General features: G+C 70.2%; 15 protein-coding genes. 3 read left to right on the top strand and 12 right to left on the bottom strand.

Annotated elements, in window-relative coordinates; all coding sequences use genetic code 11:
* Window positions 1–49: 49 nt before the first annotated feature.
* Window positions 50–1099, bottom strand: coding sequence for an alkene reductase (locus BM297_RS00365; protein ID WP_092427110.1), 1050 nt, complete (start codon window positions 1097–1099; stop codon window positions 50–52).
* 72 nt (window positions 1100–1171) lie between these two features.
* Between BM297_RS00365 and BM297_RS00360 the strand changes: the two genes are divergently transcribed.
* A complete protein-coding gene (locus BM297_RS00360) occupies window positions 1172–1750 on the top strand; it encodes an acyl carrier protein phosphodiesterase (RefSeq protein WP_092427107.1) in 579 nt (192 codons plus the stop codon).
* A gap of 1 nt (window position 1751) precedes the next feature.
* Here BM297_RS00360 and BM297_RS00355 read toward each other — a convergent pair whose 3' ends face one another.
* Both BM297_RS00355 and olsB read right to left on the bottom strand, forming a co-directional pair.
* A complete protein-coding gene (locus BM297_RS00355) occupies window positions 1752–2522 on the bottom strand; it encodes a lysophospholipid acyltransferase family protein (RefSeq protein ID WP_092427103.1) in 771 nt (256 codons plus the stop codon).
* Window positions 2522–3277 carry an L-ornithine N(alpha)-acyltransferase gene (gene olsB / locus BM297_RS00350; RefSeq protein WP_092427100.1) on the bottom strand — a complete coding sequence of 252 codons (756 nt, stop codon included), beginning with the start codon at window positions 3275–3277 and terminating at the stop codon, window positions 2522–2524. Before olsB ends, BM297_RS00355 begins: the two co-directional genes overlap by 1 nt.
* Window positions 3278–3527: 250 nt before the next feature.
* Between olsB and BM297_RS00345 the strand changes: the two genes are divergently transcribed.
* Entirely contained in the window at window positions 3528–4313 is a 786-nt protein-coding gene (locus BM297_RS00345; protein ID WP_092427097.1) for an oxygen-binding di-iron domain-containing protein, read from the top strand.
* 177 nt (window positions 4314–4490) lie between these two features.
* A complete protein-coding gene (locus BM297_RS00340) occupies window positions 4491–5645 on the top strand; it encodes a phospholipase D-like domain-containing protein (protein WP_092427094.1) in 1155 nt (384 codons plus the stop codon).
* Between the two features lie 280 nt (window positions 5646–5925).
* On the opposite strand, the gene BM297_RS00335 is transcribed toward BM297_RS00340, so the two are convergent.
* The 9 genes from BM297_RS00335 to BM297_RS00295 form a co-directional block, all read right to left on the bottom strand.
* On the bottom strand, window positions 5926–7449 hold the full coding sequence (locus tag BM297_RS00335) for a fumarate hydratase (protein WP_092427091.1): 1524 nt from the start codon (window positions 7447–7449) through the stop codon (window positions 5926–5928).
* 210 nt (window positions 7450–7659) lie between these two features.
* The gene (gene pyk, locus BM297_RS00330; RefSeq protein ID WP_092427088.1) at window positions 7660–9111 is read right to left on the bottom strand and encodes a pyruvate kinase; all 1452 of its coding nucleotides are present in this window, start codon (window positions 9109–9111) and stop codon (window positions 7660–7662) included.
* Between the two features lie 115 nt (window positions 9112–9226).
* The gene (locus tag BM297_RS00325) at window positions 9227–10147 is read right to left on the bottom strand and encodes a universal stress protein (protein WP_092427085.1); all 921 of its coding nucleotides are present in this window, start codon (window positions 10145–10147) and stop codon (window positions 9227–9229) included.
* Window positions 10148–10277: 130 nt separating this feature from the next.
* Window positions 10278–11609 carry a DUF58 domain-containing protein gene (locus tag BM297_RS00320; protein WP_092427082.1) on the bottom strand — a complete coding sequence of 444 codons (1332 nt, stop codon included), beginning with the start codon at window positions 11607–11609 and terminating at the stop codon, window positions 10278–10280.
* Window positions 11606–12643 carry an AAA family ATPase gene (locus tag BM297_RS00315; RefSeq protein WP_092427079.1) on the bottom strand — a complete coding sequence of 346 codons (1038 nt, stop codon included), beginning with the start codon at window positions 12641–12643 and terminating at the stop codon, window positions 11606–11608. Before BM297_RS00315 ends, BM297_RS00320 begins: the two co-directional genes overlap by 4 nt.
* Window positions 12640–13812 (bottom strand): DUF4350 domain-containing protein, encoded by a 1173-nt coding sequence (locus tag BM297_RS00310; RefSeq protein ID WP_092427076.1) that lies wholly within the window; start codon window positions 13810–13812, stop codon window positions 12640–12642. The genes BM297_RS00315 and BM297_RS00310 overlap by 4 nt, the downstream gene beginning before the upstream one ends.
* The gene (locus BM297_RS00305) at window positions 13809–15380 is read right to left on the bottom strand and encodes a DUF4129 domain-containing protein (protein WP_092427073.1); all 1572 of its coding nucleotides are present in this window, start codon (window positions 15378–15380) and stop codon (window positions 13809–13811) included. Before BM297_RS00305 ends, BM297_RS00310 begins: the two co-directional genes overlap by 4 nt.
* 130 nt (window positions 15381–15510) lie before the next feature.
* Window positions 15511–16488, bottom strand: coding sequence for a stage II sporulation protein M (locus tag BM297_RS00300; protein ID WP_092427070.1), 978 nt, complete (start codon window positions 16486–16488; stop codon window positions 15511–15513).
* Window positions 16485–17192: an RDD family protein gene (locus BM297_RS00295; RefSeq protein WP_245768172.1), complete on the bottom strand. Its 708-nt coding sequence runs from the start codon at window positions 17190–17192 to the stop codon at window positions 16485–16487. The genes BM297_RS00300 and BM297_RS00295 overlap by 4 nt, the downstream gene beginning before the upstream one ends.
* Window positions 17193–17260: the final 68 nt, after the last annotated feature.

Here is a 17260-nt window from a genome sequence, read left to right as displayed (position 1 = left end):
AAGAAGCCCCCGACTGCCAGGCAGCGGGGGCTTTTTCACGTCGCCAGGCTTACAGGGTCGGATAGTCCAGATAGCCGAGCGGGCCCGAGGCGTAGAAGGTGCCGCTGTCCGGCTCGTTCAGCGGCGCATCGGCGGCCAGGCGTGCCGGCAGGTCGGGATTGGCGATGAACGGGATGCCGAAGGCCACCGCGTCGGCCTTGCCCTCGGCCAGCCAGCGGTTGGCCTGCGCCTTGGTGAAGCGCTCGTTGGCGATGTAGACGCCGCCGAACAGCTGCTTGAGCTGCGGGCCGAGGCTGTCCTCGCCTTCCTTCTCGCGGGCGCAGATGAAGGCGATGCCGCGCTTGCCCAGCTCGCGGGCCACGTAGGCGAAGGTCGCGGCGCGGTTGGAGTCGCCCATGTCGTGGGCATCGGCGCGTGGCGCCAGGTGCATGCCGACCCGGCCGGCGCCCCACACCGACACCACCGCATCGGTCACCTCCAGCATCAGCCGCGCGCGGTTCTCCAGCGAGCCGCCGTACTGGTCGCTGCGCTGGTTGGTGCTGTCCTGGAGGAACTGGTCGAGCAGGTAGCCGTTGGCACCGTGGATCTCCACGCCGTCGAAGCCGGCGGCCTTGGCATTCGCCGCGCCCTGGCGGTAGGCCTCGACGATGCCGGCGATCTCCGCCGTCTCCAGCGCGCGCGGGGTGACGAAGTCGCGCAGCGGACGGATCAGGCTGACGTGGCCCTTGGGCCGGACCGCGCTGGGCGCCACCGGCAGCTGGCCGTCCAGGTAGCTCGGGTCGGAGATGCGGCCGACGTGCCACAGCTGCAGGACGATGCGCCCGCCGGCGGCGTGCACGGCGCTGGTGACGTTCTTCCAGCCCTGCACCTGCTCCTCGCTCCAGATGCCGGGGGTGTCCGGGTAGCCGACGCCCATCGGCGTGACCGAGGTGGCTTCGCTGATGATCAGCCCGGCGCTGGCGCGCTGCACGTAGTACTCGGCCATCAGCGCGCCGGGCACGCGGCCGGGTTCGGCGCGGCAGCGGGTCAGCGGGGCCATGATGATGCGGTTGGGCAGCTGCAGATCGCCTATCTGGATGGGGTCGAACAGCGTCGGCATGGTCGGTGTCCTGGCGTGGAGAAGGGATCACCCATACTACCGGCTGGCGTGGCAGGGGGGTAAGCTGGGGCCATGAACTATCTCGCCCACCTGCACCTCGGCGGTCCGCAGCCGGGGCAACTGCTCGGCAGTTTGTACGGCGACTTCGTCAAGGGATCGCTGGCGGGGCGCTATGCGCCGGATATCGAAGCCGCCATCCGCCTGCACCGGCGCATCGACGTGTTCACCGACGCCCATCCGCAGGTGCGCGCGGCGGTGGCGCGCTTTCCCGCCGAGCGCCGGCGCTATGCCGGCATCCTCCTCGACCTGTTCTTCGACCACTGCCTGGCCTGCCACTGGGACGACTACGCCGACGAACCGCTGGCGCTGTTCACCGGCCGGGTGTACCGCACGCTGGCCGCCGAGGCCGAGCTGCCCGGCCGCCTGGCGCTGATCGCCCCGCGCATGGCCGAGCAGGACTGGCTGGGCAGCTATCGCGAGTTCGCCGTGCTCGAACGGGTGCTGCTGAACATGCAGCGGCGCCTGTCGCGACCGCAGGGCCTGGACGGTGCGCTGGGCGAGCTGGAGCGGCTGTACCCGCAGCTGCTGGAGGATTTTCGCGCCTTCTATCCCGAACTGATCGTCTTCGCCCGGGTGCAGCGCGCGGCCTGATTCAGGCCGCCGCGCGGGCGGCCACCACCGCCTCGCCAGCGACCACCGCGGCAATCGCCGCCTGGCTGCGGCGCGCCAGTTCGCTGCGCGACAGTCCCTGGCTGGCGATGGGTTCGAGCAGGGTGATCTCCACCGTCGCGCGCTCGGCCGCGAACAGGCGCAGCAGATGCTCGGGCAGTTCGTCGTCGTCGATGAAGGGCGCCAGCGGATCGCGCTGACCGTCGCGGCGGTAGCGGATCGCCACCGGCTGCACCGCCACCCCGCTGTCCACCGCGGCCGCCAGCAGGCGGGCGTGGAAGCGCAGCACACCGCTGCCGTCGGAGCTGGTGCCCTCGGGGAAGATGGCCAGATGGCGGCCCTGCTGCAGCTGCTCGGCCAGCTGCCGGCCGATGGCGAGGCTGTCGCCGGCGCCGCGGCGGATGAACAGGGTGCCGGCCTGGCGCGCCAGCCAGCCGGCCAACGGCCAGCGGCCGACCTCGGACTTGGCGAGGAACGACAGCGGACGCAGGGCGCCGAGCACGGCGATGTCGACCCAGGAGACGTGGTTGGCCAGCCAGAGTGCCGGGGTGTCCGGCAGCTGGCCGCGGATCTCCACCTGCAGCGGCAGGGCATTGCGCAGGTGGCGCATGAAGCGGCAGGTCAGGCGCTGGCGCAGCTCCATCGGCGCGCCGCCCAGGCGTTCGCGCAGGCCGACCCAGCCGGCATACAGCGTGCCTTCGCCGAGCACGGCGAACAGGCGCAGCAGGCGCAGGTACAGACGCAGGCGAGCCATCAGCCGACCGCCTTGAAGTGGCGCGCGTAGCGCGGACAGAGGTCGTCGCGCTTGAGCAGGATGAACACGTCGGCGACCTGGAAGTCCGGGTCCCAGCACGGCTCGCCGCAGATCTTCGCACCCAGGCGCATGTAGGCCTTGAGCAGCGGCGGCAGCTCGGCGGTGAGGTTGTCCGGCACGTCGAGGGGCGGCAGCGGCTGGCGTGGCTCGGCGCGCAGGTGTTCGGTGCACAGGTAGCGCTCGCGCAGGCGTTGCATGACGGCGCGGGCCTGGATGCCACCGTCGCGCATGGGGATGCTGGCGCAGCCCATCAGGTAGCGGTAGCCGCCCTCGTTGAGGATCTCGGCCAGCGCGCCCCACAGTACGGCGATGGTGGCGCCGTTGCGGTAGTCGGCGGCCACGCAGGTGCGGCCGATCTCCAGGGTCGGACCGTCGAGCTTGCCGAGGCCGTGCAGGCGGAACTCGTCCTCGCTGTAGAAGCGGCCGAGCTTGCGTGCGGTGTGGTGGTCGAGCAGGCGGGTGGTGGCGACCAGTTCGCCGCTGGCCAGGTCGCGCACGCCCAGGTGGCTGCAGTGGACGTCGAAACCGTCGCAGTCGAGGCCCAGTTCGGCGCCCTCCAGGCGGGCGCCGAACTCCTCGCCGAATACGCGGTAACGCAGGGTCTGGGCTTCGATCAGGGCTTCGCTGCCGTGCAGGCGTTCGGCCTGCAGGCGGCGGGTGGGACTGGACTCGCAGGACAGTGCAATGGCGGACATGCAGAACCTCCGGGCAGCCGTTTGCGGCCGCTTCCATGTTGTGTGCAGGGCCATGCTGGCAAGCCGGGATGTCGGCGCGGTGACGCACCGGTGATGCTTCTGTGACCGCGCGCGCACCGTCCGGCGGTCCGTGCGGCGTAGAGTGGCACGACCTTCGGCGAGGCTGGCGGCGCTGGCGCGCTTGATGCAGGTCAGTGAACTTGTAACCCGGCCTCGCTAAGCTTGGTCAAACTTAGAAATTGAGGTAGCCATGCGTCGCGAGCCCATCGTCCTGTTTGATAACGGCACCCACCAATGCCTGTGTTTCGACAACCTGGTCACCGGTGAGGGTGTTCAGACCAACCAGTTCCTGATCGTCGACAACGAGCAGTACATGCTGCTCGATCCGGGTGGCGACCTGACCTACACCCCGCTGTCGCTGGAGCTGTCCAAGCACATTCCGGTGCAGGACCTGACCTACATCTTCGCCTCGCACCAGGACCCGGACATCATCGCTGCGCTGGACAAGTGGCTGCTGCACACCAAGGCCAAGGTCATCTGCTCGCGCCTGTGGGCGCGCTTCCTGCCGCACCTGACCGCCAACTACCTGGCCGTCAGCCACGGCATCTCCACCTACGACCGCATCATCGCGCTGCCCGACCGTGGCCAGAGCATCCCGCTGGGCAACAGCCAGCTCAAGGCCGTGCCGGCGCACTTCCTGCACTCGGTGGGCAACTTCCAGCTCTACGATCCGATCAGCAAGATCCTCTTCTCCGGCGACATGGGCGCCTCGCTGGTCGACGATGCCCAGCCGGTGACCGACTTCGCCGCCCACCTGTCGAGTATGGAAGGCTTCCACCGCCGCTACATGGCCAGCAACAAGGTCTGCCGCCTGTGGGCCGACATGGTGCGCAAGATGGACATCTCGATGATCGTGCCGCAGCACGGCCGCGCCTTCGTCGGCCCGGCGATGATCAACGCCTTCCTCGACTGGATCAGCCAGCTGGAGTGCGGTATGGACCTGATGGGCGCTGCCGATTACAGCCTGCCACGCTGAGTCCTTTTCGCGCGCAGACAACGCCGGCGCAGCCCTCGGGCTCGCCGGCGTTGTCATTTTCTGCCGGCGGCTTCCTTGAGCCCCGACGAACGGCCGGCTATGGTGCGCTGAACCGATTGCCGCGCGAGGACTCGATGCCCAGCCTGTGCCCTGCCTTTGCCATGTTTCGCTAGCGCCATGCCGCAAACCGTCTTCCCCTGGCGCGGGGGCAACCGTTTCCAGCTGTTGATCGATGGCGAGCAATTCTTTCCCCGCCTGCTCGCCGCCATCGATGCCGCCCGCAGCCAGGTCGAGCTGGAGCTCTATCTGGTCGAGGCCGGTGCCTGCGCCGAGCGGCTGGTCGACTGCCTGTGCCATGCCGCCAGTCGCGGTGTGCCGGTGCGTTGCCTGTTCGATGCCTTCGGCGCCCAGCGCCTCGGCGCGCGCCTGAGCGCGCGACTGCGCCAGGCGGGCGTGCAGTTGCGCCTGTACAACCCGATCAGCTGGCGGCGCGGGGTGCGCAACCTGTACCGCGACCATCGCAAGCTGCTGCTGGTCGATCAGCAGCTGGCCTGGGTCGGTGGCGCCGGCGTTACCGACGATTTCTGGCTGCCGGAACCATCGCTCAGCCACTGGCACGAGCTGATGGTGGAGATGGCCGGCCCGGTGGTGGCCGACTGGCAGATCCTGTTCGAGCGCGAGTGGGAGGCGTGCGTCGACGATTGTGCCTGGCGCCCGTACATCCACCCGCTCGCCCATCTGCCGGCCAGACCACTGCCCGGCGATGGCCTGGGCCGGGTGGCCTACGCCGATGCGCGCCAGCACCGCGACATCCTCCACTCGCTGCTGCGCAACCTCGGCCATGCGCGCGGGCGCATCTGGCTGGCCACGCCGTACTTCCTGCCCAGCTGGCGGGTGCGCAAGGCCCTGCGCAAGGCGGCGCAGCGCGGCGTGGACGTGCGCCTGATGCTCAGCGGGCGGCTGACCGATCATGGGCCGGTGCGCTTCGCCGGCCACCGCTACTACCCGAAGCTGCTGCGCAGCGGCGTGCGCATCTTCGAGTACCAGCCGCGCTTTCTGCACCAGAAGGCGGTGCTGGTCGACGACTGGGTCAGCATCGGCTCGTGCAACTTCGACCACTGGACCCTGCGCTTCAACCTGGAGGCCAACCTCGAGGCGCTCGATCCCGCACTGACCGCGGCGCTGGCGGCGAGCTTCGAGAGCGACTTCGTGCTCAGCCGCGAGATCACCCTCGACGACTGGTTCGCCAGGCCGCTGGGGATGCGCATCTCGCAGCGCCTGTGGGGCTGGCTGGATCGGCTGGTGGTGAACCTGATGGATCGCTGGCGCTGAGGCGGACTCAGTACATCCAGAAGTTGGGGTTTTCGGTGGCGGGCGAGGTGGCGTCGGGGTTTGCCGGCTGGCGGCGGATCTGCTGAAGCAGTTGCTTGAGCTGTTGCATGGTCGTTCTCCGGTGGTTGCTGGTGCGTGCCGTCATGATCGCCGTGGCTGGCCGGGAGATGAACTGGATTGTCTCTATGGCGCGGATCGAGACTTTCTGCTTGCGCCAGATGCAACAAGGCCCGGCGCCTCTGCTGAGGGGGCCGGGCCTTGGGCTTGCTGCCGGGGTGGCTTACTTCACTTCCACCGCCAGGCTGTCGGCGATCTTCTGCTTCCAGATCGCCGGGCCGGTGATGTGCACCGACTCGCCCTGGGTGTCGACGGCCACGGTGACCGGCATGTCCTTGACCTCGAACTCGTAGATCGCCTCCATGCCCAGTTCGGCGAAGGCCAGCACCTTGGCCTGCTTGATCGCCTGGGCGACCAGGTAGGCGGCGCCGCCGACGGCCATCAGGTACACGGCCTTGTTGTCGCGAATCGCGTCGATGGCGATCGGGCCGCGCTCGGACTTGCCGATCATGCCCAGCAGGCCGGTGCTTTCGAGGATCTGGCGGGTGAACTTGTCCATGCGGGTCGCGGTGGTCGGGCCGGCCGGGCCAACCACCTCGTCACGCACCGGATCGACCGGGCCGACGTAGTAGATGAAGCGGCCCTTGAGATCCACCGGCAGCTGTTCGCCGGCGTTGAGCATGTCGACCATGCGCTTGTGCGCGGCGTCGCGGCCGGTGAGCATCTTGCCGTTGAGCAGGATGGTCTCGCCCGGCTTCCAGCTCTGCACTTCTTCCGGAGTGATGGTGTCCAGATTCACGCGGCGCGCGCTCGGGCCGGCTTCCCAGACGATGTCCGGGTAGGCGTCCAGCGACGGCGCTTCCAGGCTGGCCGGGCCGGAGCCGTCGAGCACGAAGTGGGCGTGGCGGGTGGCGGCGCAGTTGGGGATCATGCACACCGGCAGCGAGGCGGCGTGGGTCGGGTAGTCCATGATCTTGACGTCGAGCACGGTGGTCAGGCCGCCGAGGCCCTGGGCGCCGATGCCCAGCTGGTTGACCTTGTCGAACAGCTCGAGGCGCATTTCCTCGATCTTGTTCTGCGGACCGCGGGCCTTCAGCTCATGGATGTCGATCGACTCCATCAGCACTTCCTTGGCCATCAGCGCGGCCTTCTCGGCGGTACCGCCGATGCCGATGCCGAGCATGCCCGGCGGGCACCAGCCGGCGCCCATTTCCGGGACGGTCTTCAGCACCCAGTCGACGATCGAGTCGGACGGGTTGAGCATGGCCATCTTCGACTTGTTCTCGGAGCCACCGCCCTTGGCGGCGACGTCCACTTCCACCTTGTCGCCGGGGACGATGGAGTAGTGGATGACCGCCGGGGTGTTGTCCTTGGTGTTCTTGCGGGCACCGGCCGGGTCGGCGAGGATCGAGGCGCGCAGGACGTTGTCCGGGTTGTTGTAGGCGCGGCGCACGCCCTCGTTGATCATGTCGTCCAGGCTCATGGTCGCGCCGGTCCACTGCACGTCCATGCCGACGCGCACGAACACGGTGACGATGCCAGTGTCCTGGCAGATCGGGCGGTGGCCGGTGGCGCACATGCGCGAGTTGATCAGGATCTGGGCGATCGAGTCCCGCGCGGCCGGCGATTCCTCGCGCAGGTAGGCCTCGTGCATCGCCTGGATGAAGTCGACGGGGTGGTAGTAGGAGATGAACTGCAGGGCGTCGGCGACGCTCTGGATCAGGTCGTCTTGCTTGATCACGGCCATGGAACGCGGTCCTCTAAACAGGCGGAACTTCACGGCGCGCCACCGCAGGCGGCGCAAAAAAACGGCGACGAAGTATAGCGTGCAGGGGGCGGTGCGGACACCCGCCCGCGGTCGACCTTGGTCGATTGGCGGACAGTCCGTCGCCCGGCCGGCTCGTCGCCAAAGCAGAAGGCCGCTCGAATGAGCGGCCTTCGGGTCACACTTTGCCGATCAGGCCAGCGGCTCGCCGACGTGGAGGATCTTCAGGGTGTTGGTGCCGCCGATGGTGTCGTAGCTGTCGCCCTTGCTCATGATCACCCAGTCGCCCGGCTCGACCACGCCACGCTTGAGCAGCTCGTTCACCGCCGCCTGGCTGACCTGCTCCGCCGGCAGGGCGGCGGCGTCGAAGGGGATGGTCTGCACGCCGCGGAACATCGCCACGCGCGCCTGGGTGGCGCGGTGTGGCGAGTAGGCGAAGATCGGCACCGAGGAGCGGATGCGCGACATGATCAGCGGGGTGTAGCCGCTTTCGGTGAGGGCGATGATCGCCTTGACGCCGGGGAAGTGGTTGGCGGTGTACATCGCCGCCAGGGCGATGCTCTCGTCGCAGCGCTCGAAGCTCCGGCCCATGCGGTGGCTGGACTTCTGGCTGGTCGGATGCTTCTCGGCGCCGACGCAGACCCGCGCCATGGCCTTGACCGCTTCCACCGGGTAGTCGCCGGCGGCGCTTTCCGCCGACAGCATCACCGCGTCGGTGTAGTCCAGCGCGGCGTTGGCCACGTCGGACACCTCGGCGCGGGTCGGCATCGGGCTGTGGATCATCGACTCCATCATCTGGGTGGCGGTGATCACGAACTTGTTGAGGCGGCGGGCGTGGGCAATGATCTTCTTCTGGATGCCGACCAGCTCGGCATCGCCGATTTCCACGCCGAGGTCGCCACGCGCCACCATCACGCCGTCGCTGGCGCGGATCAGGCCGTCCAGCGCCTCGTCGTCGGCCACCGCTTCGGCACGCTCGATCTTGGCGACCAACCAGGCATCGCTGCCGGCCTCGTCGCGCAGGCGGCGGGCGTACTCCATGTCGGCGGCGTCGCGCGGGAAGGACACCGCGAGGTAGTCCAGCTCCATCTCGGCGGCCAGCTTGATGTCGGCCTTGTCCTTGTCGGTCAGCGCCGGGGCGGTGAGGCCGCCGCCGCGACGGTTGATGCCCTTGTGGTCGGACAGCGGGCCGCCGACCAGCACGCTGCACAGCAGTTCGGTGGCGGTGACCTGGTCGACGACCATGATCACCCGGCCATCGTCGAGCAGCAGCTCGTCACCGACCCTGCAGTCCTTGACCAGGTCCGGATAGTCGATGCCGACCACTTCCTGGGTGCCGGCGTCGCGCGGGTGGCTGATCGAGAAGCGGAAGGCGTCGCCTTCCTGCAGTTCGATGCGCTTGTTGGCGAACTTGGCGATGCGGATCTTCGGCCCTTGCAGGTCGCCGAGCAGGGCGACGTGGCGATCGTGCTTGGCCGCCAGTTCACGGACCAGCTTGGCGCGCGCCTTGTGCTCGTCCGGGGTGCCGTGGGAGAAGTTCAGGCGGGCGACGTTCATCCCGGCGAGGATCAGTTGCTCGAGCACTTGCGGCGAGCTGCTGGATGGGCCGAGGGTGGCGACGATCTTGGTACGGCGTGAGGGCATCAGGGCACTCCTGGATAAGGTCTGAAAAATGCTGGCGCCCCGCTTGTGGCGGGTGCGCAATCAGCAGGTGGCCCCGCGCGCGGCGGGGCAGGGTCATCCGTGACGGTCGTCCGGCTCAGTGGGCGGCTACGCCCTGCGGCTTGAGTACCAGCAGGTCGCAGTTGACGCCTTCGAGCACCCGCTCGGCGGTATGGCCGATCAGGGCGGTATCGAGGTGGCCGCGGGCGATGGCGCCCATCAGCAGCAGGTCGACGGCGTTCTCGTCAACGAAGCGCGGCAGGGTTTCCTCGGCGAAGCCCTGCAGCAGATGGGTACGCGGCTTGCCGATGGCATAGCCGTCGAGCAGCTGTTCGAAGGCTTCGCGATGGCGCTCGCCGGTCCGCTCGACATAGTACTCGTAATCGGCCACCAGCTCGGCATCGAACACCAGGGTGCGCGGCAGCGGCGCGTAGCTGTGCAGGTAATGATCCTCCAGGCCGAGGGTCTGGCTCAGCATCCGTGCCGCGTCGATCAGCTGGTGGTCGAGGGTCGCCGGCTTGTCGGCGCTGTGGGTCGGGTCGAGGGCTGCGGCCAGGCGCTGGCCGCGCCACTCGCCCTGCGGCTTGACCAGCCACAGTGGCGTCGGGCAGTAGCGGATCAGTTGCCAGCAGGTGTTGCTCAGCAGCAGGCGATGCAGCAGGCCGTGGCTGTGCGCGGTCTTCAGCAGCAGGTCGGGTTTCAGTTCCTCGCAGCGGGCGATGATCATCTTGTGCAGCGGCTTGCCCCAGCGCACCTCGCTGGTCACCTGCAGGCCTTCCTGGCGCAACGGTGCGGCCAACTGCTTGAGCCAGTCGCGGCGCTGTTGCAGCAGCGAGTGGCGCGCCTTGTCCAGCGCCGGCGCCTCGAACATCAGGCCGCTGTCCAGCGCGCCGTTGTATTCGCAGATCAGCAGCTCGATGGCCGCCCCGCTGTGGCGGGCGATCCAGGCGGCGCGCTCGAGCGACGGTTGCGAAGATTGGGTGGGGTCGATCACCACCAGCAGCTGCTGCAATTGCATGTCGGATTCCTCGGCCGGGTTGGGTGATGCCCCGTGAGCGCGCAGGCGCGGGGCGGTCGGCTGCAATTGGTTCAGCCTAGCGCCAGCACCACTAGACATGCAAACCGGTGACAGCGGCGTGACAGGCAGTTCAGAGCGTCCCGGCCGCCTTCCACTGCAGGTAGCGGTTGACCAGCTGCGGGCCCAGCTCGGCGGGGCGCACGTCGAGCACCGGCAGGCCCTGGGCGGCGAAGCGTTCGTGCAGGCGGGTGCGTGCGGCGGCGTAGTCGACGGTGCCGCAGTAGCTCAGCGCGTCGGCGTAGTTCTCCACCGGCTGGCGACGCTGGCGGTCGAGCACCTCCTCGCGCAGGCTGGCGATCAGCAGGCGGTGGCGGCGGGCGATCTGCGCGGCGGCCAGCGGCAGCTGCTGGTCGTCCTCGTCGCGCAGGTTGCTCAGCAGCACCACCAGCGCGCGACGCGGCTGGCGGGCCAGCAGCTCGCCGGCGGCGGCCTGGTAGTCGCCGGGCAGCTGGCCCGGCTGCAGGTCGTAGACGCCGTTGAGCAGGGCGTTGAGCTGCTGGCGGCCCTTGGCCGGTGGCAGGAAGCGCGGCGTGTCACCGGCGAAGCTGAGCAGGCCGACCGCATCGCCCTGGCGCAGGGCGACGTGGGCGAGCAGCAGACAGGCGTTCAGGGCGTGGTCGAAATGGCTGAGGTCGCCGTCCTGGCTGCGCATGCGCCGACCGCTGTCGAGCAGGAAGACGATCTGCTGGTCGCGCTCGTCCTGGTATTCGCGGGCGATCGGCTGGTGCTTGCGCGCGGTGGCCTTCCAGTCGATCTGGCGCAGGCTGTCGCCGCTGCGAAAATCGCGCAGCTGGTGGAACTCCTGACCGCTGCCGCGGCGCGGCTGCGGGCGCACGCCGAGACGGCCGAGCCAGTTGTCCACCGCCATCAGCTGCGCGCCGTGCAGGCGGGCGAAGTCCGGGTAGACGCGGGTACGGCCGGGCAGCTCGAGGTAGCGGCGCGCCTGCCACAGGCCGAGCGGCGAGGGCAGGCCGATCTCGCAGCGCTCGAAAAGGCAGTCGCCACGCTGGCGCGGACGGATGCGGTAGCGCAGCTCGGCGCCTTGCCCCGCCGGCAGCGCGATGCGCTGCGGAAGGCCCTGGAACTCCAGCGCGGCCGGCACATGGTCGAACAGCTCGAGCCAGCGCGGCGGCTGCGCCGTGGGGGCGATGCGCAGGCGCACCTCGCTCCAGCGATCCAGCGCCAGCTGGCCGGACAGCTCGCGCTGCACCTGCGGCGCGGGCAGGCGGCGCAGCCGCAGCGCATCGAGCAGCGCCCCGCCGCTCAGGGCCAGCAGCGCGCCCCACCACAGGCCGTCGAGCCAGGCGGGCAGGGCGAGGCCGAGCAGCGGCAGGGCGCCGAGCAGGATGGCCGCCAGCAGCAGGGCGGCGCTCAGGGCGAGCAGGCGTGGCGAGGGCTTCATGAGCGCGGCGCGGCGACCTGGTCGAGCAGCTGGGCGAGCACCCGGTCGACATCCTGGCCCTCGATCTCCAGTTCCGCGGCCAGGCGCACGCGGTGGCGCAGCACGGCCGGGGCGCAGGCCTTGAGGTCGTCGGGGGTGACGAATTCGCCGCCGCGCAGCAGGGCGCGGGCGCGTGCGCAGCGCACCAGGGCGATCGAGGCGCGCGGCCCGGCGCCGAACACCAGGCCCGGCCAGTCGCGGGTGCTGCGCACCAGGCGCACCGCGTAGTCGAGCACCTGGGCGTCGATCGGCAGCTCGGCGCAGATTTTCTGCAGCACCGGCACGTCGCGCTCGCGCAGCAGCGGACGCAGGGCGGCGACCTCGAGCATGTCGCTGCGCGCCGAGCGGGTCACCTGGCGCACCAGCTCCAGCTCCTCGTTGTGCTGCGGATAGTCCATGCGCAGCTTGAGCATGAAGCGGTCGAGCTCGGCTTCCGGCAGCGGGTAGGTGCCTTCCTGATCGATCGGGTTCTGCGTGGCCAGCACCATGAACGGCCGCGGCACCGCCAAGGCGTTGCCCTCGAGGGTGACCTGGCGTTCCTGCATCACCTCGAGCAGCGCCGCCTGGGTCTTGGCCGGCGCGCGGTTGATCTCGTCGGCGAGCAGCAGGTTGGTGAATACCGGGCCGCGGCGCAGCTTGAACTGCTCGCTGGCCAGGTCGTAGACGGCATGCCCGGTGACGTCGCTGGGCATCAGGTCGGGGGTGAACTGGATGCGCGCGAACTGGCCGCCGAAGCAGCGCGCCAGGGCGCGCACCAGCAGGGTCTTGCCGAGGCCGGGGACGCCCTCGATCAGCACGTGGCCGCCGGCAAGCAGGGCGCAGAGCACGTCGTCGATCACCTGCTGCTGGCCGATCAGCGCCTTGCCCAGCTCCTCGCGCAGCGCCTGGATCAGTTGCGTGGCGCGCTGCAGCTGGCTGGCGGCGGGCTCGCTAGTGGCCGGGGTGCTTGCGGCGGGCTGCTCGCCTTCGAGGGGCAGGCTGGATTCTTCGCTCATATCTCATTCCTGAGTCGTTGCAGGTGGGCGACCTGGCGGGTGAACTGGGCGGGAGGGATGCGCTGCTCGCCGAGCGGGCGCATGACCTGGCCGATCTGGCTGGGCGTCTGGCGGCTGAGGCGGGCCAGCAGCTGCCACTGTTCGGTGACAGGCAGGCGCTCGAAGCCGGGATGGCGTTGGCGGGCGCGCTGGCGCACCTCGGCCTGCAGGCGGGTGAGCAGGGCGGTGTGGCCGCTCTGCCGGCAGAGGAACTCGGCGCTGGCGTGCAGGTGCTCGCCGAGCTGGCGGCGTGCCGGCGGCGCATCGGTCTGCAGCGGACCGTGGCGCAGGGCGAAGTGCCAGAGCAGCAGGGCCAGCAGCACGACGAGGGCGAGCAGCGCCGCGGGGAAATGGCGCAGCAGCAAGTAAGGCAGGGCTTCGCCGTCGAGGCGTTGCAGCAGGATCACCTGGCTGTCCTGGGTGAGATACCAGAGCAGCCAGGCGTGGTCGTGTTCGCCGATGCGGCTGTTGCGCCACAGCTTGCCGTCGCTGAGCACGGTGACCAGGCCGTCGCCGTGGGCCAGCTGCAGCAGGTGGGTGGCCGCGGCGCTGTTGGCCCAGGCATGCGCGCGGTTGCCGCTGTCCTCGAGGTGGTAACGGGTGTCGAAGGCGAAATAGGCCGGCGCGTCCTCGTTCTCCAGGTACAGCTTGGTCAGCGCGGGCCAGGGCTCGTCGCTCGACGCGGCCGATGCCTCGTCGTCGGCCAGGCTACTGCTGGGCAGGCGACGGATCTGCAGCAGGTCGAGGAGCAGGTCGTCGCTGCGCTGGCGCTGCTCGCTCCAGTTGGCCTCGGCGATCACCAGCAGGTGGCCGCCGTTGGCGGCCCAGTCGAGCAGGCGCTGGCTCTGCGCGGCGCTCAGCTGCTGGCGCGAGCCGAGCAGCAGCAGGCTGTGGCCGGCGGCCGGGGTGTCGTCGAGGATCTGCGCCAAGTTGTCGGCGCGCTCGACCGCGACCTGGCGCTGGCGCAGGAAGTGCTCGGCGGCCAGATAGGGATTGGCGCGGGCCTCCGGCGCCGGGCCGAGGTCGACCGTGCGCCGTTGCGGGTCGAGTTGGGCGAGCAGGAGGAAGGCCAGGGCGGCGAGCAGGGCCAGCGCGGCGAGGCCGGCCCACAGGCGTTGGCGAGTGGTCATGGCGCCACCTCGGCGTGCACGCGGCTGTTCAGGCCCAGTTGGCGCCAGGCGTCGCACAACTGCGGGCCGAGTTCGGCCGGCGGTGGGCGGCTGCCGTAGGCCAGCGCCTGCCAGGCGTCGAGCAAGCGGCGGGCAAAGGCGCCGAGCGCCGGGTCGTCGAGGCCCTGCAGCAGCACCAGCACCTCGCCCTCGGTGTGCGCCGCCCGCAGCGGCAGCCGGCGCTGGTGCAGCAGGTGGCTGAGCAGGCCGCGATAGAGCAGGGCGAGGGCGGCGCGCGGATCGGTCGGCCACAGCTGCTCAACGCTGGCGGGCAGGTCGTCCGGCAGGCTGCGCGGATCGACGGCCAGGCCGAACAGCTGGGCGGGCGGCGTCGCCTCTGCCGGGCGCGCGGCCTGGCCGCGTGCGGCGAACAGGCGCAGCCAGTCGCGGTAGCGCCAGGCCAGCAGGGCGAGGCCGGCGACCAGCAGGGCCCAGAGCAGCACTTCGATCAGCGCGGCGGCGCCCTGCAACCACTGCGGCGCGTGGCTCGGCGGCGCTGTGGATTCGTCGCCCGCGCTCCAGCCCCAGTCGAGGCGTTCCTCGACGCGGCGGAATGGCGGCGCCGCCAGCAGGGCCTGGATCTCCCGGCGGGCCTGCTGGCTGTCGAGCGGCTGGTGGGTCAGGCGCGCGGCCTGCGGTCCGGGGTCGTCCGCGCCGGGCAGCGGGCAGGTGGCCAGGCTCGCCAGGCTGGTGGGCGCGGTCTCCGGCGCAGTCTCCTGCGCCAGCGCCGGGCCAGGTGGCAGCCACAGGCCGAGGCTGAGCAGCAGCACCAGGCTGGCCTGGCCGAGGCGCTCGAGCAGGCGGCGGAACGCCAGCTCCAGGTCCCAGGCTTCCAGTTCGCTGCGTCGGTTGAGGTACAGGCTGAAGCCGCAGGCGACGTAGATCGGTTCCCAGAGCACCAGCACCAGGGCGTAGCAGGCGTTGCTCAGGTGCTCCAGCCACAGCCATTCCTCCGCCGGGCGCAGCAGCAGGTCGAGCCAGCCGCGCTCGCTGTCGAAGGAGGACGGCAGCAGCAGGTAGATCAGCACCAGCAGGCCGGTCCACAGCAGCAGCTCGATGTGCATGCCGAGCAGGGTCAGCCAGCGCGCGACGCTGCTGCGCCGGCCCAGCGCGTCGAGGCGCTGGCGGCGTGCCTGGCCGCGCAGGTTCTCCAGCTGCAGCAGCGGCAGGGTGAAGCTGCGGCTCAGGCTGAAACGGCGCCAGGTCAGGCTGGCCAGCAGCTCGCCACGCAGCAGACCGGGCCAGGCGCGCAGGGCCTGGCCGAGGGTCGGCGTGGCGCCGAACAGCGCGCGCGAGAGGATGTGCAGCGGCAGGCGCTCGAAGGCCGGCTTCAGCCACCAGAACAGCAGCAGGGCGACGCTCGGGTAGCGCCACAGCAGCAGGCTGAGCACGGCCAGCAGCGGCAGGGTCAGCAGCGCCCAGCTGGCCAGCAGCAGGCCGGCATGGCGCTGCGCCAGGCGCACGCCGAGGTCGACGGCTTCCCAAGGGCTGCGCAGGCGCACGGCTACCGCGGCATCGCTCAGCGGCATGCGTGGCTCCGGCAGCGCGGGGCTGGCCGGCAAGGATGGCTGGATGAGACAACAACGATCACGACGACTCCCTGTGTTGGGTAACTGTCCCGCGCGGCCCGGCTGTGGACGACCACTGCCGGTAGCCTTTCTATACGGCCTGGCGCTGGCGTCCACCGAGCAGGAAGTAGGCGCCGAGCAGCAGCCAGAGCGCGGCGCCGACCAGGTACTTGACCGTCGCGGACAACTGCGTGACCGACGACCAGTAGGCCTCGATGAAGGCGGCGATCAGCAGCAGGCCGATCACCCCGCAGACCAGGCCGACGCAGCCCTTGGCGGTCTCGCGCAGGGCGGTCCGGCGGCTGCGCGGACCGGGGGCGAGCAGGGCGCCGCCCAGTTGCAGGCCGGCGGCGCCGGCGAAGGTTATGGCAGTCAGCTCGAAAGCGCCATGGCCGACGACAAAACTCAGAAAGGTCTGGTCGTAGCCGATGCGCAGCAGGTGGCCGGCGACGGCGCCGATGTTCAGGCCGTTGAACAGCAGGAAGAACAGCGAGCCGAGGCCCAGCAGCAGGCCGCTGGCGAAGGTTTTGAAGGCGATGCCGATGTTGTTCATGATGTAGAAACCGAACATCAGCCAGTCGTCGCTGCTGCCGCGCTCGCCAAAGGGGCCGAGGCGGCTGGCATCGGGGTCGTACATCTGCTCCATCCGGGCCACCTGCTGCGGCGACAGCAGACTGTAGATCAGGTCGGGAAACAGATAGACCAGCAGGCCCATGCCCAGCAGGCTGCCGTAGAACAGCAGGCTGGCCAGCAGGATGCTGCGCCAGGCCGCGCGCACCTGGCGCGGAAATCCGTCGATGAGGAAGCCGAGCAGGCGCGGCCCGAGGTTCTGCCGCGGGCGGTACAGCTGCTGGTGGGCGCGCAGGTTGAGCAGTTGCAGGCGCTCGACCAGGCTGGCGCTGTAGGCGCGGCTTTGCGCCAGCGCCAGCTGCTGGCACAGCCGGCGGTAGGCGGCGGCGAACTCGCCGGCCTCTGCGCCGAGCGACTGGCCCTGCTCGAGCCGCTTGAGCTGGCCGTCGAGTGCCTGCCAGTCGGCCTGGTATTGGCTTTCGAACTGCGCCTGTTTCATGGCGTCCCCCGCAGGTCGGCGGCGATCTGCAGCAGGCGCAGCGGCGCCTGCTCGGTGGTGACCCCGAGCAACGGCGCCAGCAGCCCGGCGAGTTCCTCGCGGCGGGCCGGCGACAGTTGGCGCTGGCGCTCGCTGTAGGCCAGCATGGCGCGCTGCTCGGCGGCGTTCAGGGCGAAGGGCGCCGGCAGCGGCGTCATCGGCTCCAGTTGCGGTGCGGCCGGCGCGCGGGGCTGGTGGATCACCAGGGTGCCGGCGGCGAGGTCGCCGAGGCGCTGGAAGCGCGGGTTGGCCAGGCTGGCGAGCAGGCCGCAGCAGTAGCCCAGCGGCAGCATGTCGACGAAGCGCAGCAGGTTGCGCAGCAGCGCGGCGCCCCAGCCGACCGGCGTGCCGTCCTCGTGGACCACGCGCAGGCCGAACAGCTGCTTGCCGGGTGAGCGCCCCTGGTTGAGAACCTCGAACAGCACCATGTACCACCAGTTGAGCAGGAACAGCAGGATCAGGCCCAGGCCGATGCCCAGCTCGCCGAGCCGGCCGAGCCCGCCGAGCACCGCCAGCGACAGGGCGGCGCGCAGGGCTAGGTCGACGGCAAAGGCGCGCGCGCGCACCAGCGCGCTGGCCGGACTGAGCAGCAGATCGACCCCCTCCGGGGTTTCCACCCGCAGGCGGGTATCCAGCAGCGGGGTGGCGGGGGTGGCTGGGGGCATGGGCGCGGGCTGCATCGGGGAAAGGGCGGATGCTAGCGGGGCGAGGTCTGCGGCGGCAACTGTCGGTG

Origin of the sequence: Geopseudomonas sagittaria (assembly GCF_900115715.1) — a bacterium.
Lineage (GTDB): Bacteria > Pseudomonadota > Gammaproteobacteria > Pseudomonadales > Pseudomonadaceae > Geopseudomonas > Geopseudomonas sagittaria.
The sequence above is the reverse complement of the archived record's forward strand: the minus strand, read 5'-3'. Positions and strand labels throughout refer to the sequence as shown.

Coding starts and splice junctions, on each gene's coding strand:
- BM297_RS00365 (WP_092427110.1), bottom strand. CDS start 1,099: ATGCCGACGCTGTTCGACCCCATCCAGATAGGCGATCTGCAGCTGCCC.
- BM297_RS00360 (WP_092427107.1), top strand. CDS start 1,172: ATGAACTATCTCGCCCACCTGCACCTCGGCGGTCCGCAGCCGGGGCAA.
- BM297_RS00355 (WP_092427103.1), bottom strand. CDS start 2,522: ATGGCTCGCCTGCGTCTGTACCTGCGCCTGCTGCGCCTGTTCGCCGTG.
- olsB (WP_092427100.1), bottom strand. CDS start 3,277: ATGTCCGCCATTGCACTGTCCTGCGAGTCCAGTCCCACCCGCCGCCTG.
- BM297_RS00345 (WP_092427097.1), top strand. CDS start 3,528: ATGCGTCGCGAGCCCATCGTCCTGTTTGATAACGGCACCCACCAATGC.
- BM297_RS00340 (WP_092427094.1), top strand. CDS start 4,491: ATGCCGCAAACCGTCTTCCCCTGGCGCGGGGGCAACCGTTTCCAGCTG.
- BM297_RS00335 (WP_092427091.1), bottom strand. CDS start 7,449: ATGGCCGTGATCAAGCAAGACGACCTGATCCAGAGCGTCGCCGACGCC.
- pyk (WP_092427088.1), bottom strand. CDS start 9,111: ATGCCCTCACGCCGTACCAAGATCGTCGCCACCCTCGGCCCATCCAGC.
- BM297_RS00325 (WP_092427085.1), bottom strand. CDS start 10,147: ATGCAATTGCAGCAGCTGCTGGTGGTGATCGACCCCACCCAATCTTCG.
- BM297_RS00320 (WP_092427082.1), bottom strand. CDS start 11,609: ATGAAGCCCTCGCCACGCCTGCTCGCCCTGAGCGCCGCCCTGCTGCTG.
- BM297_RS00315 (WP_092427079.1), bottom strand. CDS start 12,643: ATGAGCGAAGAATCCAGCCTGCCCCTCGAAGGCGAGCAGCCCGCCGCA.
- BM297_RS00310 (WP_092427076.1), bottom strand. CDS start 13,812: ATGACCACTCGCCAACGCCTGTGGGCCGGCCTCGCCGCGCTGGCCCTG.
- BM297_RS00305 (WP_092427073.1), bottom strand. CDS start 15,380: ATGCCGCTGAGCGATGCCGCGGTAGCCGTGCGCCTGCGCAGCCCTTGG.
- BM297_RS00300 (WP_092427070.1), bottom strand. CDS start 16,488: ATGAAACAGGCGCAGTTCGAAAGCCAATACCAGGCCGACTGGCAGGCA.
- BM297_RS00295 (WP_245768172.1), bottom strand. CDS start 17,192: ATGCCCCCAGCCACCCCCGCCACCCCGCTGCTGGATACCCGCCTGCGG.